Origin of the sequence: uncultured Roseobacter sp., from assembly GCF_947499265.1 — a bacterium.
In the GTDB taxonomy this organism is placed as follows: Bacteria; Pseudomonadota; Alphaproteobacteria; order Rhodobacterales; family Rhodobacteraceae; genus Roseobacter.
In genome coordinates this window covers 106,019-122,064 of the sequence record NZ_CANMNK010000010.1, presented here as the reverse complement: position 1 = coordinate 122,064, position 16,046 = coordinate 106,019, and the positions used below count along the sequence as shown (strand labels likewise).

Annotated in this window: 14 protein-coding genes; 10 read left to right on the top strand and 4 right to left on the bottom strand. The window is 58.1% G+C overall.

Annotated elements, in window-relative coordinates; all coding sequences use genetic code 11:
* Positions 1-24: 24 nt before the first annotated feature.
* Positions 25-1,281, bottom strand: coding sequence for an aminotransferase class V-fold PLP-dependent enzyme (locus tag Q1A63_RS23010; protein ID WP_299632561.1), 1,257 nt, complete (start codon positions 1,279-1,281; stop codon positions 25-27).
* 98 nt (positions 1,282-1,379) lie between these two features.
* Here Q1A63_RS23010 and Q1A63_RS23005 point away from each other — a divergent pair, with 98 nt between their 5' ends.
* The 4 genes from Q1A63_RS23005 (at position 1,380) to Q1A63_RS22990 (ending at position 3,959) form a co-directional block, all read left to right on the top strand.
* Positions 1,380-2,213 carry a formate/nitrite transporter family protein gene (locus Q1A63_RS23005; RefSeq protein ID WP_298975445.1) on the top strand — a complete coding sequence of 278 codons (834 nt, stop codon included), beginning with the start codon at positions 1,380-1,382 and terminating at the stop codon, positions 2,211-2,213.
* 60 nt (positions 2,214-2,273) lie between these two features.
* Positions 2,274-2,465: a PLDc N-terminal domain-containing protein gene (locus Q1A63_RS23000; RefSeq protein WP_298975443.1), complete on the top strand. Its 192-nt coding sequence runs from the start codon at positions 2,274-2,276 to the stop codon at positions 2,463-2,465.
* 1 nt (position 2,466) lies between these two features.
* Positions 2,467-3,372 carry a YihY/virulence factor BrkB family protein gene (locus Q1A63_RS22995; protein ID WP_298975441.1) on the top strand — a complete coding sequence of 302 codons (906 nt, stop codon included), beginning with the start codon at positions 2,467-2,469 and terminating at the stop codon, positions 3,370-3,372.
* An 89-nt stretch (positions 3,373-3,461) separates the two neighbouring features.
* Positions 3,462-3,959 carry a DNA starvation/stationary phase protection protein gene (locus Q1A63_RS22990; RefSeq protein ID WP_298975440.1) on the top strand — a complete coding sequence of 166 codons (498 nt, stop codon included), beginning with the start codon at positions 3,462-3,464 and terminating at the stop codon, positions 3,957-3,959.
* A 109-nt stretch (positions 3,960-4,068) separates the two neighbouring features.
* Here Q1A63_RS22990 and Q1A63_RS22985 read toward each other — a convergent pair whose 3' ends face one another.
* Positions 4,069-4,878 carry a response regulator gene (locus Q1A63_RS22985; RefSeq protein WP_298975438.1) on the bottom strand — a complete coding sequence of 270 codons (810 nt, stop codon included), beginning with the start codon at positions 4,876-4,878 and terminating at the stop codon, positions 4,069-4,071.
* A gap of 142 nt (positions 4,879-5,020) precedes the next feature.
* On the opposite strand from Q1A63_RS22985, the gene Q1A63_RS22980 reads away from it, so the two are divergent.
* From Q1A63_RS22980 to Q1A63_RS22970, 3 genes are read left to right on the top strand one after another with little or no spacing between them, the layout of a single operon-like run.
* Positions 5,021-5,143 carry a NepR family anti-sigma factor gene (locus Q1A63_RS22980; protein WP_366142091.1) on the top strand — a complete coding sequence of 41 codons (123 nt, stop codon included), beginning with the start codon at positions 5,021-5,023 and terminating at the stop codon, positions 5,141-5,143.
* Positions 5,140-5,697 (top strand): RNA polymerase sigma factor, encoded by a 558-nt coding sequence (locus Q1A63_RS22975; RefSeq protein ID WP_298975435.1) that lies wholly within the window; start codon positions 5,140-5,142, stop codon positions 5,695-5,697. The genes Q1A63_RS22980 and Q1A63_RS22975 overlap by 4 nt, the downstream gene beginning before the upstream one ends.
* A gap of 2 nt (positions 5,698-5,699) precedes the next feature.
* Positions 5,700-7,424, top strand: a complete 1,725-nt coding sequence (locus Q1A63_RS22970; RefSeq protein WP_298975433.1) for a histidine kinase dimerization/phosphoacceptor domain -containing protein — start codon at positions 5,700-5,702, stop codon at positions 7,422-7,424.
* Positions 7,425-7,738: 314 nt separating this feature from the next.
* Here the strand turns inward: Q1A63_RS22970 and Q1A63_RS22965 are convergent, their stop codons facing one another.
* Positions 7,739-8,305 (bottom strand): cupin domain-containing protein, encoded by a 567-nt coding sequence (locus tag Q1A63_RS22965; protein ID WP_298975432.1) that lies wholly within the window; start codon positions 8,303-8,305, stop codon positions 7,739-7,741.
* 212 nt (positions 8,306-8,517) lie between these two features.
* Here Q1A63_RS22965 and gabT point away from each other — a divergent pair, with 212 nt between their 5' ends.
* On the top strand, positions 8,518-9,924 hold the full coding sequence (gene gabT, locus Q1A63_RS22960; protein ID WP_298975431.1) for a 4-aminobutyrate--2-oxoglutarate transaminase: 1,407 nt from the start codon (positions 8,518-8,520) through the stop codon (positions 9,922-9,924).
* Between the two features lie 50 nt (positions 9,925-9,974).
* On the opposite strand, the gene Q1A63_RS22955 is transcribed toward gabT, so the two are convergent.
* The gene (locus Q1A63_RS22955) at positions 9,975-11,591 is read right to left on the bottom strand and encodes an FMN-binding glutamate synthase family protein (RefSeq protein WP_298975430.1); all 1,617 of its coding nucleotides are present in this window, start codon (positions 11,589-11,591) and stop codon (positions 9,975-9,977) included.
* Positions 11,592-12,144: 553 nt separating this feature from the next.
* Here Q1A63_RS22955 and Q1A63_RS22950 point away from each other — a divergent pair.
* Positions 12,145-13,203, top strand: a complete 1,059-nt coding sequence (locus tag Q1A63_RS22950) for a carbon-nitrogen hydrolase family protein (RefSeq protein ID WP_298975428.1) — start codon at positions 12,145-12,147, stop codon at positions 13,201-13,203.
* A 71-nt stretch (positions 13,204-13,274) separates the two neighbouring features.
* The gene (locus tag Q1A63_RS22945; RefSeq protein WP_298975427.1) at positions 13,275-16,025 is read left to right on the top strand and encodes an aminotransferase class I/II-fold pyridoxal phosphate-dependent enzyme; all 2,751 of its coding nucleotides are present in this window, start codon (positions 13,275-13,277) and stop codon (positions 16,023-16,025) included.
* The last annotated feature ends 21 nt before the right edge of the window (positions 16,026-16,046 follow it).

Genomic DNA, 16,046 nt, shown 5'->3' with positions numbered 1-16,046 from the left:
ATGGATATTTTTGGCCAGAAGAAATCAGGCGGCGGCGATTTCCTTCATGGCGGCGAGGAACACGCTGACCTCTTCGACACTATTATAGTGACACAATGAGACCCGCACGGCGCTGTCCAATCCCAGCGGGTTCAGAATATTGCCAGAGTAGTGATCGGCCTTGCGGACATGGGTGCGGATGCCCCGGGCGTTGAGGTGTGCAACGATGTCGGCGGCGGGCAGGTCTTGCAGTGCGAAACAGACCAGACCTTCGCGCGCGGGATTGTCCATGCCGCCGAGGATCGTGATGCCGGGCAGCTCGGCCAATCCGGGCAAGTTGCCGGTGCCATGCAACATGGTTTCGGTCAGCGCCTGTTCGTGGGCGTGGATGACGGCCCCCGCTGCTTCGATCCGGGCGCGGGGGTCGGTGCTGTCGCTTCGCTGGTGTCCCAGCCAGTCGAGATAAGCCACAACATCGGAAAAGGTCGCATAGGCACCGGTATCGCGCGTGCCCATTTCCCAATTGTCCGCAGGCCCGTTGATCAGCTGTTCCAGCGGTAGGGCGGTCATCCGATCCGAGACCCAGGCGACGCCATAGCCATGGCGGGAGAAGACCTTGTAGGGCGACACCACATAGCCATCGATGTCATAGGCGCGGATGTCGATGTGGCCGTGGCTGGCATGTTGGATGCCATCGACAATGATGTAGGCCTCTGGTGCTTTCTGTCGGATGGTCGCGGCGATGGCCGCCACATCGTTGGCAATCCCGGTAACAGGGGAGGTGTGCAGGATGGTCGCGACCCGGACCTCTGGCCTCATATGCGCGGCGTAAGCCTCCGCACTGACGGATCCTGAGGCATCATCATGCGGCACGGAGATGTATGCTTCGTTTGCTGCTTTCGCCCAATGAGTGGCGGCGGAGCGCGACGCGGGATGTTCCACCGTCGAGCCGATGACAGCACCGCCCGGTGCGGCCCCCATCACGGCGGTGCGGATCAGACGGAACGTCAGCTCCGTGCCGCTTTCACCGACAAAAAACTGACCGTCTTTGGGGTTGAAAAACGTGGCCATGTCCTGCTTGGCGCGATTGATCAGGTCAACCAGGGCATGTGCTGCGGGGTTGTCGCGACCCTGATTGTCCGGAATGGCGGCAAACGTTGCGGAGGTTTCTACCACTGAATTCAATGTCAGCGCGCCGCCTGCGTTTTCGAAAAAGATGCGCGGGCCTTGAAACGGACAGCTGTCGACATGGGCGAAACGGGCGCGCACGTCGGACATCAGGTCGGGCGAAAAGGCGGGCATGAGGAATTCCGATCTGCAAATGGTGTCGGAACCCATTCAGGCGCAACGGGGTTGAGTGTCAAGCAGCTCTGGAAAGGGATGCGCGACTTGGAGGACCAATGAATAAAACGACTGCAATTGACGAAGAGCAACAGGAAGAAGCCTCCGTGCAGGAGGCCACAGCCCTTGCACCCAAACTGATTTACGAAGTCATCCGCCGCGAAGGTGAAGAGGAAATGGCACGGCCAAACCGGTCGCTGGTCTGGTCCGGCATTGCCGCCGGCGTGATGATCAGCCTGTCGGTTTTGGGCGAGGCGGTCTTTCGCACCTATCTGCCGGACACGCCGAGCCGGTTTCTGATCGAGAACCTGGGCTATTCGCTGGGGTTTCTGGCGGTGATCATGGGCCGCATGCAGCTTTTCACGGAAAACACGATTACCACGGTCCTGCCGGTGATGGTGGAGCGGAGCTGGGGGATCTTCGCATCGATGCTGCGGCTCTGGACCATTGTGATGTCGGCCAATGTGGTTGGCGCTTTCGCCGTCGCCGCCCTTTTCGTATTCACCCCGGCGATCGCGCCTGATGTGATGGTATCTGTGGTCGAGCTTTCGCATCACGCCACCGGCATGGGGGCCTACGCGTCCTTCTGGCGCGCGATCCCTGCAGGTGTCATCGTGGCGCTGATTGTGTGGATGCTGCCGCAGGCGGAAAGTGCCAAGTTCTTTTTGATCCTGACATTTACCTGGCTCATCGCCGCGGGTGATTTCACCCATATCGTTGCGGGATCGGTGGAAATGGCGGTTCTGCTCTGGATGGGAGACATCACGGCGGCGACGGCAGTTGGTGGTTTTTTCCTGCCCGTGCTGGCCGGCAATATCATTGGCGGTACCGCGATCTTTGCGCTGATGGCCTGGGGGCAGGTTCGGGACGAATTGCCCGCAAACGGAGATTAAATCGGAACCCTGCGCCGCGTCGGCGCGTTGGGGTGTCGAGTTCAAGAAAAGGAGAAAAAGATGTTTGAATATGCTGGAATTGGCGGGTTGATCGTTCTCGCCCTGAACATTTGGGCTATCGTGTCGATTGTAGGATCTGGTACAACCAATGGGAGCAAAGTTCTCTGGATTCTGCTGGTTCTGATCCTGCCGATCATCGGATTTGTCATCTGGTTTGTCGCAGGACCAAAATCGGCCCGCGCATCGGTGTAGGATGGCAACACGACCACGTTTAAACAGTAAAACGGCCCGGGCAGCGGTCTTTGCTGCAGGGCGCCGGATTTCGAGTAACAACCTCGGCCTGATCGCGGCCGGGGTTGCTTTTTATTCCATGCTATCGGTTTTTCCCGCGCTGGCCGCCCTGATCGCCATCCTCAGCCTGGTCGCGAACCCCTCGGTTGTCATCGTGCAGCTCGAAGAAATTCGCGGGCTGATGCCGGATGCCGTCTACGATATTCTCAACGCACAGATTGTGGGGCTGGTCAGCACCAGTTCCGGCACGCTGGGGTGGGCCGGTCTGGTGTCGCTGGGCGTCGCACTCTGGTCGGCGCGCGCCGGGGTAGGGGCCATGATGCATGGTCTGAACCTTGTCTATGACAGACAGGGGCGCACCAGTTTCAAGCATTATCTGCGCGCGCTGCTCCTCACCGTTTGCCTTCTGGGCGTGGGCGTTGTGTCCTTGCTGACCATCGTGGTGACACCCATTGTGCTGTCGTTCTTCCCCTTGGGCGCATTTGCCTCCTGGGCGCTCGAACTGCTGCGCTGGCTGGTGGCGATTGTCGTGGTGTTTGCCGGGATCGGTCTGCTTTACCGTTTTGGGCCCAACCGCAAGGGCATCAAAATCGGCTGGCTGACACCCGGTGCGATGATGGCTGGCAGCTCATGGGCGGCGATGTCCATCGCCTTTTCCTACTACGTGGCGCATTTTGGCAATTACAACGAAGTCTATGGTTCTATAGGCGCGGTTATCGCGATGCTGATCTGGCTGTGGATCAGCAGTTTTCTCGTGCTCTTAGGGGCCGCATTGAACGCGGAGATCGAGAAACGACGCCCTGCAACGGTGCCGGACGACGTGCCCGAACAGCCTGACGAAACCTCGAGTGTCGAAGCCGCCGAATAGCTGCGGCGGACTGTCACGGCCCGCGTAAATCGGGAACCTTGTCAGAGCCGATTTGTTTTTCCTGTGCTACATGAAACAGGAGAAGTATTATGACAAATGCGTTGAACGTTGTTCCCGAAACCACTGAAATCAGCACCGGCGTACGGGATGCAGAAGCCATGGCCAAAGGGTTGGAAAACGCGCTTGCGGATACCTACCGGCTGCTGTTCAAAACGCATGCCATACATTGGAACGTTGAAGGGCCGCTGTTTTATTCGGTGCACAATCTGACCGAAGCTCAATATGAAAACCTGTTCGAGGCGGCAGATGATATTGCCGAACGTATCCGCGCCCTGGGACAGCTGGCCCCGGCAACGCTTTCTTCGATTGTTGCAAACTCGGTTGTGCAGGATGAAGAAACGCCGCCCTCTGCGGGAGAGATGTGCGAAGAGCTCGCTGCTGATAACGAACGTGTGGCGCACCGGTTGCACGCGTTGATCAAGATCGCGGGTGATCACGGGGACCCGGTGACCGAAGATCTGGCGACCGAACGCGCCGCGTTCCATGAAAAAGCGGCCTGGATGCTTCGCTCCATCGCCAAAAGCTAGAGACCATCTCGGTTTAAAAAAGCCCCGCTACCGCAGCGGGGCTTTTCATTGGATTGCTCTGCTTTCCGGCACAGACGGTCAAAACCGTCCTTTCAGGCTGGCGTTGCCTTTACGCTTTCAGCGTTTCGGTCGAGGAGAAGAACATCGCCTGGCTGACAGCCGAAATCACCTGATCTTCGGTATAGGGTTTCGAGATCAGGAAGGCAGGCTCATGTTTGTCACCGGTCAACAGGCGTTCGGGGAAGGCGGTGATGAAGATCACCGGCCGTTCGCCCAGATTGGTCATCAGATCATTTACCGCATCAATACCAGACGAGTTATCCGCCAGTTGAATATCCGCAAGGATCAGATCCGGCACGTCCGCCGCGCCCAGTGCCACGGCTTCGTCCCGCGTTCTGGCAACGCCGGTGACCCGGTGCCCCATATCGGAAACGATGCTTTCGATATCCATGGCGATGATCGCTTCATCCTCGATGATCATCACCGAACCGGCCACCGCATCGGCCATTTCGCGTCGCGCGATCTGCACCAGCTCTTCGGCTTCGGATTGGTCAATGCCGATGATGGTGGCGATCTCACTAAAACTGAATCCTTCGACACTGTGCAGCAGGAGCGCTTCGCGGCTGTTGGCGGTCAACCGCGCCAGATGTTTTTGCGCCCGGGCTTTCAGCCCGCTTTCGCCATCATCAACCGGGGCGCCCGCACTGGACCAAATGCCATAGAGCACCCGGAAAACCCCGGTCTTCACCGACACACCATCAAGCACCGAACGGTCCGTGAGAATGGCCTCCAACGCCGCGGCGGCGAACCGGTCGCCGCTGCTCTGGCTGCCGGTCATGGCGCGGGCGAAACGGCGCAGGTAGGGTAGGGCGTCACCGAGGTCTTCACTGATGTCCGGGGTCACAGAGCCGTCCGACATAAGAAATCTTCCTTTTTTCACTTTTCTTGGAACCAAACGCGTATTCATGTGTTTGGTTCCGACGCAGGTGGGATATTTTTAACCTTCTCGGGGAATTATCGGCAGTATGGCTCAGTCAAGTGCAAACAGGAAACGCGAAAGCGTGATCGACGAAAATTTGAAGCGCGTCTACGAGGAAGCGCTGGATGAAGGTATCCCGGATCGCTTCAAGGATTTGCTGGACGCGCTCAAGCAACAGGACCAGACCAAGGGCACCCGCAAATGAGCGGTGCAGACCCCCGCGACGAGCTGGTTGAACACCTGCCAGCCATGCGTGCCTTCGCCATCAGCCTGACCCGGAACGGGGCAACAGCAGATGATATGGTGCAGGATACATTGGTCAAAGCCTGGACAAACATCGACAAATTTCAGTCCGGTACAAACATGCGTGCCTGGCTTTTTACCATCCTGCGGAACACTTATTATTCATCGCGGCGCAAAGCCAATCGCGAGGTGGCCGATATTGATGGGGCACATACCGAAGCCCTCGCCGAAAAGCCTGCCCATGACGGCCGCCTGCAGATGACGGATTTCCGCGATGCCTTTGCGCAGTTGAGCGATGAGCAGCGCGAGGCGCTTTTGCTGGTTGGCGCATCTGGTTTCTCCTACGAAGAGGCCGCTGATATGTGCGGCGTGGCTGTCGGCACCATCAAGAGCCGGACAAACCGCGCGCGGCAGAAATTGGCGGAACTGATGCACATTGACGATGATGAAGCGCTGGAAATGACAGATGACGCCACGATGTCGGTGCTGACCGCGGCCAAGGCGGCGTCCTTCTAACGATGACCGGCGGCTTTCTGGACGGCGATGTCTTTCGGGGTCTCGCCTTCCGCATCCTGGTTTTCCTGTCTTTGGCATTGCTGCCGTTTGGCCTGATCGCGGTGGTGCAGACCCGGGAGATCGCGCGCCAGGCTGAGGCGAATGCAGATTTGTCCTTGCTGGGATTGACCGAACAGGCGTCCGGAGCAGAGCGGACAGTCATTCAGGAAGGCTTCGGTGTTGCAGAGGCGTTGAGTTCAATCGTGCGCCTGTTTGCGGATGATCCGGAAGCCTGCGTCTCTTTTCTGCGCGCCTATCAGGAGGCGTCGGAACGGTATTCGCTGATCGGCAATCTGCCCGCCGATGGCGTGATGACCTGTTCATCCGAAGGCGGCATCTACGATTTCAGCGCCTATCCGGATTTCGATGTGGCGCTGGAAAAGCGGGAACGTTCGGTGATCATCAGCCGTACGGGCCCGATCAGCCTGGAGCCGGTGCTGGTGATCCTGCATCCACATTTTGAGGACGATGTCTTCACCGGGTTCACGACGCTCTCCGTGCCGCTGACCGAATTGCATGAAATGCCGGATCCGCCGTCGAACATCAAACCGCATGATGTTGTTACCTTCAATGAAGCGGGTGAGGTGCTGACGTCAGACCGGGCGCGGCTGGTCACCCTGTCTGATCTGCCGCAAAACCGCAGCCTGAAGACGCTTATTGGTGAAAAGACCGCCGTGTTCGAGGATGTGAATACCGAAGGCGACGCCCGCATTTATGCGGTTGTGCCGATTGTGCCTGGTGTCGTCTACGCGATCAGTATCTGGCGGCAGGAAGAAGTGCTCGCGGGGGTGCGCGGGAGCGATACACTCAGCATATTTCTGCCGATCCTGATGTGGCTCGCCAGTCTAGTGGTGGCTTTCTGGGCGATCAACCGTCTTGCCATCCGTCACATTCGAAAGCTTGGTCGGCAGATGCGCATTTTCGCCTATAACAGGTCGATGCCGCGCTCCACTTTGGGGCCAGGGGTGACGCGCGAATTTGTCGATATTCAAAAGGCTTTCATTGGTATGGCGGATTCGATCATTCGCGATGAGGCCTCTCTGGAGGACTCGCTGCGTGAAAAGAATATTCTGCTGAAAGAGGTCCACCATCGGGTCAAAAACAATTTGCAGCTGATCTCTTCGATCATGAACATGCAGATCCGACGCGCGCCGACGAAAGAGTCGCAGCTGGTGCTCCGCAGGTTGCAGGAACGCATCCTGAGCCTCGCAACCGTCCACAAGAATCTCTATCAAAGTCAAGGGCTTGAACGTGTGGACGCCGGTGCGCTGGTCGAGGAAATCGTGGGCCAGTTGCTTGTGGTGGGCCTGCCCGCCGGATCCGCGGTCAAGGTGGAACAATCCTATGTGCCGGTGCAACTGGACACTGATGATGCCGCGCCGCTGACATTGCTTGTCTCAGAGGCGGTGACCAACGCCATGAAATACATCGGCTCGCCCAATGCGCAAAACCCTGCGCGTCTGAACATATCATTAACCCAACCCGGTCCGGCCGAGGCCGTTTTCACCATCAGCAACACATTCAGCGATGAGCCAACCGCCGAAGGCACGGGCCTTGGTATGCAGTTGATCAATGCCTTTGCACGGCAATTGAATGCGCAGGTCGACGCGAAGATAAGCGGCGACATGCATCACCTGACGCTGACCTTTCCGGTGCCGCATCGTGTGAAAGTTGTGCAAGACTACTGACGCGGCGGAACCATCTGCGGTTTTGAGCGTTAATCCTCGGAACGCAAGAGAAAGGAGCCCGATATGTCGACCGACTTGTTCATCTTTGGGCTTTCCATTCTGACACTGGTGGCAGTGATCGTCCTTCTTGTGACACGAGAGGGTGAGAGCAAATCTGGCGATGATAACGACAAATCTGCCTGATCATTGACCCTACTGTTGGCCGATAAGGTAAATACGAGTATAACGTTTCTGCCTGGACTGCCGCTCACACGGAGCGGATGGAAGCCAATGATACAAAACCCCGTCTGCTGATCGCAGTCGGGGTTTTTCGTTCAGAAGCTCGGGGGGCTGCAGGCGCTGATGATTTCGCATTCCACATCGCTGGTATTGCGAAACCGGTGGGGCAGGCGACTGTTGAACAGGTATCCATCCCCGGGGCCCAAGGTGCCGACCTCATCATCGACGGTAATCTCGATCGTGCCCCGAATGATCACGCCCGCCTCTTCCGCGTCATGGCTGAGCAGCTCCGGCCCCGTGTCCGCACCCGGGGCATAGCGTTCATGCAATATCTGCAGCGCATGGTCCTGGGCATTGCCCAATTGGCGCAGCGACAGGAGCTGCGACGCACCTTCGGAAACCTCTGGCGGTGCGATCTCGGTGAATTCTGTTGCGGTATAGAAGTATTTGCTTTGCGAGGTTTCCTCTATCGTCGCAAAAAACTCCGCCATGGACACCTGGATCGCGTCCAGCAGGCTTTTGAGAGAGGCCACCGAGGGGCTGGTTTTGTTCTGTTCGATCAGCGAAATCGTGCCATTGGTCAGCCCCGCACGGGTGGCCAGCTCCCGCTGAGATAATCCACGCTTTTTGCGTATTGCGCGCAGTCTGTGTCCGATATCCAAAGGGTCGTTTCCTGATCTGACGTGTGAGCTATTGGTTTCACTGGCGTTTTTAGACAGCAGGTTGCAGCAAGTCACACTCTTTTTGTGACGGGCTTTTGTGGCGGGGCCAGAGGTTGCATAAAGGTGGCGGTTGAATCGCGATTGACAATTAAATTAAACGGGGTATCGAGATATTAAACATCACCTCACCCATTCATCAAAGGAATGAGCATATGGCCTCCACTGTCAAAGCGCCCCCCGCAAAATCCGCGGCCAAAAAGCCCTGCAAGACCCGCACGGCCAAAGCATCGAAGATTGCGGTCGTCTCCACGACACCTGAAGAGCAGACCAACGCCGCCTTGCTTGCCCGTCGTGAGGCCGCCGTGCCCCGTGGCGTCGCCTCTGCCGCGCCGGTATTTGCGGATGTCGCCGAAAACGCCGAGCTCTGGGATGTGGAAGGCAAACGCTACATCGATTTTGCCGGGGGCATCGCGGTTCTGAACACCGGCCACCGTCATCCCGCCGTGATCGCGGCGGCCAAGGCGCAGGAAGACAAATTCACGCATACCTCCTTTCAGGTTGTGCCCTACGAATCCTATGTTGCATTGGCGGAAAAGCTGAACACACTGGCGCCGGGGGATCATGCCAAGAAATCCCTGCTGGTGACAACCGGGGCGGAAGCCGTTGAGAACGCTGTGAAAATCGCGCGTGCCGCAACCGGGCGCCCCGGCGTGATTGCCTTCACCGGAGGGTATCATGGTCGCACCCTGCTGACGCTCGGCATGACCGGCAAGATCAGCCCTTATAAAAAGGACGTGGGGCCTTTCCCCTCGGATATCTTCCGGGCGCCGTTTCCGTCCGTACGCGATGGCATCACCGTCGAGGATGCGTTGACCGGGCTGCAAAACCTGTTCCTGACCGATGCGCAACCGGACCGGATTGCCGCGATCATCATCGAGCCTGTGTTGGGCGAGGGTGGCTATACACCCGTTCCCTTCGAGATGATGCGCGCCCTGCGCGACATTTGCGATCAGCACGGTATTTTGCTGATCTCCGATGAAATCCAGGCGGGCTTTGGACGCACCGGCACCTGGTTCGCGGTTGAGCATTCCGGCGTTGTGCCGGACCTGATCACGGTCGCGAAATCCATGGCGGGTGGCTATCCGATTGCCGGTGTCATCGGGCGCGCGGATGTGATGGACGCGATGGCCCCCGGTGGTTTGGGCGGCACCTATGGCGGCAATCCAGTGGCCTGCGCTGCTGCCCTCGCAGCCATCGAGGCCATTGAAAGTGAAGGGTTGCTGGCCCGTTCCATGGAGCTTGGCGCGCAGTTCCGCACACGTTTTGCAGAGATTGGCGCCCGTGTGGCCCCCTACCGGATGTGGGACATCCGGGGCCTGGGCGCGATGCTGGCCGTTGAATTCGTAACGGATTTCGACACCGCCACACCGGATGCCGGTCTCGTCAAATCCATATGCGAGCATGCGCTCAAACGCGGGTTGATCCTGCTGGGATGTGGGATGCACGGCAATGCGCTGCGGATCATGGTGCCGTTGACGGCCTCCGACGCGATCATCGACGAAGGTCTGGCGATCTTTGAAGCCGCACTTGCGGAGGCGCTGGCGGCGCAAACCGCCTGAACCGATACATAATCTGTTAAAAAAAGGGCATCCATCCGGGTGCCCCTTTTTTATTGTGGCGGCGCAAAACTCGCGGCATCCGCCCGCGCCCAGCGTTTGTGATAATCCGCGCCAACCTCGGTCTTTTTGGTCAACAGGAAGCCTTCGGGGAGGTAGGGGAACGCCTCGCTGCCTTCCGCCATTTCCTTGTCGCCCAAGCGGACCATCAGGTGCTGCGGCATGAAATCCCCCGGGTGAGCAAGCCCCGCCGCCCCGGTGATTTCGCCCAACGCCTTCAGCGTGTTGTCATGGAACCGCGCAACCCGTTCGCTTTTCGATGTTACATCCAGCGCCCGTGATCTGATGGGATCCTGCGTTGCCACCCCGACAGGGCAGTGGTTGGTGTGGCACGCCTGCGCCTGAATGCAGCCGATGGCAAACATGAACCCGCGGGCCGAGTTGCACCAATCCGCGCCCAATGCAAGCGCCCGCGCGATGTCAAAGGCGGAGACGACTTTGCCTGCCGCGCCGATCTTGACCTGATCACGAATGCCTGCACCGCGCAGGGTGTTGTGCACAAAGGTCAATCCTTCGACCATCGGCATGCCGATGTGGTTAGAGAACTCCACCGGAGCGGCACCGGTACCGCCCTCCGTACCATCCACCACGATGAAATCGGGGATGATCTTTGTCTCCAGCATGGCCTTGACCATGCACATGAATTCGCGCCGGTGACCGATACAGAGCTTGAACCCAACCGGCTTGCCGCCCGACAACTCGCGCAACTGGCCGATGAATTGCATCATTTCGATGGGGGTCGAAAACGCGGAATGCGCGGCAGGGGAGACACAGTCCTTGCCCATCGGTACGCCGCGCGCCTCAGCAATCTCGGGGCTGATCTTGGAGGCGGGCAACATCCCGCCATGCCCAGGCTTTGCCCCTTGCGACAGCTTCAGTTCAATCATCTTGATCTGGTCCAGGGCCGCCGTTTCCCTGAATTTGTCGGGATCAAAACTGCCATCCTCCGCCCGGCACCCGAAGTAGCCCGAAGCCACTTGATAAATCAGGTCGCCGCCGCCGTTCTTGTGGTATCGGCTGACGGAACCTTCGCCGGTGTCATGGGCGAAACCGCCGATTTTGGCCCCGGTGTTCAGCGCCTCAATGGCATTCCCGGACAGTGACCCAAAACTCATGGCGGAAATGTTGTAAAGCGACGCGTCGTAGGGCTGTTTGCAGGCGTCGCCACCGATCTTGACCCTGAAATCGGTGTCTTCGATCTCGATCGGGGCCACAGAATGCGTCACCCAGGCATAGCCGGCATCATAGACCCGCAACCTTGTGCCAAAGGGCCGCTTGTCTTCCTGACCCTTGGCCCGTTGATACACAAGACTTCTGGCGTCTCGCGAAAACGGTTCCTCATCCTGATCGGATTCGATCAGGTATTGGCGAATTTCCGGGCGGATGCCTTCGAAGAGAAAGCGCATATGCCCCAGAACGGGGTAGTTCCGGAGAATAGAGTGATGTTCCTGGCGTACGTCGTGCAGCCCCAGCAGGGAGAGGCCCGCGAAGAATGCAAAGGGGATCAGCATCCAACCGGTCCAGATCAGCGCGGCAATCAGACAGACAAAACTGAGTAGGACAGCGCCTGCAAAAGTTGCATAGCGTGTCATGGAGCCAAGGTCGGGCATGAGTGGATCCTATTTGAATGGGCGGTGGTGCGGTGAATGGTCCTGCGGCAATCGCGATAAATTAAACGTTTTGAGATGTTCTTTCATTGTGAAGTTTTGTGCAAGCTTCGCTTTATGTGCCGCTTGCGCGGCCAAGTTACAGCATAGTGCTTGAACAACTCAGAAAAGCGACTTACGCTTCTGATACATTGGTTGCGCGATAGATATCAAAGTGAAAAACCCGCACGTTAATCGGGAACGCGCGATCAGGAGAGGATTAGGGAGGCTCTCGAAAGCTGCGCCTGCGCGCGCGGATTTCCTGTGTCGATCTGTCCGTGAATGTCTGGGGAGATGCACTGAGGTGTTTAAAATAATGTTCATACCCCAAAACGGTTCTGTCATCTGAGATGACAGGCTGCAGCGCTTCAGGGAAATGCCCCTACGGAATAGCGCCAGAATCCCGGATGTATCTCATTCGGCTGTTTCAACCTTGCTGGGAAGGGCGTAAGGCAGTGCGGCGCGAAGCAGTTTTTGGGTCAGATCGGCCCACTTCGTCGCGACGGAGTATTTTACGATGACCCCATTCGCAATCGCCGGCGTGCAAATGTATGTAAACGCCCTGCATTCCAATGTGGAAGGGATGATCCACCGGCTGGACGTGTTGATGGCACGGTTCCCGTGGACACAGATGGTGCTGTTTTCCGAGCTTGCCCCCTACGGCCCGCTCGACAAGTTTGCGCAGGCGCCGCAGAACGAGGCGCTGGACACCTTTTGCGAAGCGGCCCGCAAGCACCGTGTCTGGCTGATCCCGGGGTCTATGTTCCTGCGCGATCCCGAAACAGGGCTGGTGTTCAACACCTCCGTCGTGATCAACCCCGAGGGCGAGATCATCAAGCGCTATGCCAAGATGTTCCCGTTCCGGCCTTATGAGACGGGCATCGCGGCGGGCACCGATTTCTGCGTCTTCGACGTGCCGGATGTGGGCCGTTTTGGCCTGTCGATCTGCTATGATATCTGGTTCCCGGAAACGACCCGTCAGTTGACGGCGCAGGGCGTCGAGGTGCTGTTGCACCCGGTCTTGACGGGGACAACGGACCGCGATGCGGAGCTGGCGATTGCCCGTGCGACCGCCGCCCAATTCCAGTGTTATGTCTTTGATGTCAACGGTTTGGGTGCCGGTGGTGTCGGCAAATCCCTTGTCGTGGACCCCTCGGCGCATGTGCTGCACCAATCCGCGGGTCAGGAAGACATGTTCCCCATCGAGGTTGACCTCTCAACGGTGCGCCGCCAGCGCGAAACCGGGATGAAGGGTCTGGGACAGGTGCTGAAAAGCTTCCGGGACCGGTCGGTCGATTTTTCCGTTTATGACAGAAACAGTGGAACGGACTCCTATCTGAAAACGCTGGGCCCTCTGGAAATCCCGCAGCAAGGGACGCGGGCGGGCCTTCATGTGGATGTGCCAGCGGAGAAAGTGCAGGAAACACCTGCGTACAAGGGAACGACCTTTGATACACTTTCCGGTACTGCAACAGCGCATAAAACGCCGGGTACCGACAGGGCTCTCTCGGTGGAGCCAACATCTCAACCCCTGAAAGAAGAAACGCAGGGGAGCGAAAAACAATCTAGCGGGTAGATTGCCGGGTCTGTTCGGGCGGTCACCCCCGCCCTGCATTTGGTGGTTTCCCGCGCAGCGGAGAACGACTGATGCATGCGATGAACGACTATTCTTCTGCCATTCAACTGCGCTCAGACAGATGGAGCGCCCTGCGTGAAGCAACGGCCGCCCTGACGCGTGATCCGAAACCGAAACAGGTTGCGACACTGCGCACCAAGATCGAGCAACTCTTTGAATCCCTTGCGGTGATCGAGCCCTATTGGGCGTTTCCCGGCATGTCGGCGTTCGATCATATGCGGCGGCAATTTGACCACAATTCCTTTGATGATCTCGCTTTTGCCGTCGGGCGTGTGACCCGCGCGCTGACAACCGGCGCATACCGGCGGCGCCACATTCCGTTGGAGCGCGACAGCATCGATCAGGAAGAACATGACGACGAGGCGATGCTGCCGCCGGAGGCGCGGGCGCTGGCGAAACCCTATTTCGAGGTGCTGATCGTCGATAACGTCAATGAGCATCAGGAGCGGTGGCTGCGCAATAATGTGACGCGCATGCGCCGCTCGGAGGACGCCTTTGTCTATGAGGCGCTGGTGGTGCCCAGCCTGGAAGATGCGCTGGTGGCGGTACTTTTCAATCACAACATTCAGGCGATTGTGGTGCGCCCCGGTCTGGTGCTGAAATCGAAAATGGACCAGCAGATCGTGGCGCGGTACCTGAACCGTGCAGGCGGGCAGGAAGAAATCGACAACATGCTCCCTGAGAATTACGGGCCGGAGCTCTGCCGCCTGATCGCCAAGGTGCGTCCCGAGCTGGATGCCTATCTGGTCACGGAACGCTCGGTGGAGGAGATTGCTGGGCTCGATCTGGGGATTTGTCGACGGGTCTTCTACAATCAGGAAGACTTCATGGAGCTGCACCTGAACATCCTGCGCGGGGTTCAGGCACGCAACAAGACACCGTTTTTCACCGCTCTCACCGAGTATTCCAAACAGCCCACGGGGGTGTTCCATGCGATGCCGATCAGCCGTGGGAAATCGATCTCCCGCTCGCATTGGATCCAGGACATGGGCGCGTTCTACGGCCCCAATATTTTCCTGGCCGAGACCTCGGCGACCTCGGGGGGCCTCGACAGCCTGCTGGAGCCGCATGGCCCGATTAAGGAAGCGCAGGAGTTGGCCTCCCGCGCTTTTGGCTCAAAACAGACGTTTTTCGCGACAAATGGCACCTCGACCTGCAATAAGATCGTCGTGCAAGCCCTTGTTCGGCCTGGAGATATCGTGCTGGTCGATCGGGATTGTCATAAGTCGCATCACTACGGCATGGTGCTGGCCGGCGCGCAGGTCTGCTACCTTGATAGCTACCCGCTGAATGAATATTCCATGTACGGCGCGGTTCCGCTGCGCGAGATCAAGCATCAGCTTTTGAAACTGAAAGCCGAGGGCAAGCTCGACCGGGTCCGCATGTTGCTGTTGACCAACTGCACCTTTGACGGGCTGGTTTATAATGTCGAGAGGGTGATGGAGGAATGCCTGGCGATCAAGCCGGATCTCGTTTTCCTGTGGGATGAAGCCTGGTTCGCCTTTGCGCGGTTCAACCCGACCTATCGGCAGCGCACAGCGATGGCAGCGGCGCAGAACCTGCGTCACAAATTCCGCACCGACACGCATGAGCGTCTCTACGAGGCGCAGCAATCCATGTTGGAAGGCTGCGACGATGAAAAACTCTTGGACACAAGGTTAATCGCGCCGCCCAACGCGCGCATACGGGCCTATGCCACGCAATCGACGCATAAGACGCTGACCTCGCTGCGGCAAGGGTCGATGATCCATGTCAGCGATCAGGACTTCAAAGGCGAAGTCGAGCAGGCTTTTCACGAAGCCTATATGACGCATACCTCGACCTCGCCCAATTATCAGATCATCGCGTCGCTCGATGTCGGCCGTCGGCAGGTTGAGCTGGAAGGCTATGAATTCGTGCAGCGCCAGATTGAGGCCGCCATGTCGATGCGGCGCGCAATCATGACACATCCGCTGCTGAAAAAGTATTTCAAGGTTTTGACGGCGGGTGACATGATCCCGGATTTCCACCGTCAATCCGGCGTGACCAGCTATTATGATGCGGAGCAGGGCTGGACCGATATGTGGGATTGCTGGGAGCAGGACGATTTCGTGCTCGATGCGACCCGTGTGACGCTCTGTGTTGGCGGTACCGGTTGGGATGGCGATACCTTCAAGACCGATATCCTCATGGATAAATACGGCATCCAGATCAACAAGACGTCGCGCAATACCGTGCTCTTCATGACCAACATCGGGACAACCCGGTCGTCTGTGGCCTATCTGATCGAAGTGCTGGTTGAGATTGCCAAATCGCTGGATGAACGGCTCGATGATGCCAGCCGGATGGAGCGTTTGTCGTTTGATCGACGCATTCAGAACCTGATGGAAGACTTGCCGCCTTTGCCCGATTTCAGCCGGTTCCACGATGCGTTCCGGCAATGCGACGTGACGGGCGAAGGGGATATCCGCTCCGCCTTCTTTCTCGCTTATGACGAGGAGAAATGCGACTACCTCGACATCAACGGATCGCTTGGCGCGGCGCTGGAGGCAGGCGAGGAGGTCGTTTCCGCCAGTTTCATCATCCCCTATCCGCCGGGTTTTCCGATCCTGGTGCCCGGTCAGGTGGTCAGCAAGGAAATTCTCGCTTTCATGCTGGCGCTCGATGTGAGCGAAATCCACGGCTACCGGCCCGATCTGGGCCTGCGGGTTTTCACCCAGGAAGCTCTGCAAGCGCTTGTCGATGCAAAAACCGATACAAAACTGGCCCCTGCGGCCGAATAAAACCAACAGAGAGGACATAAG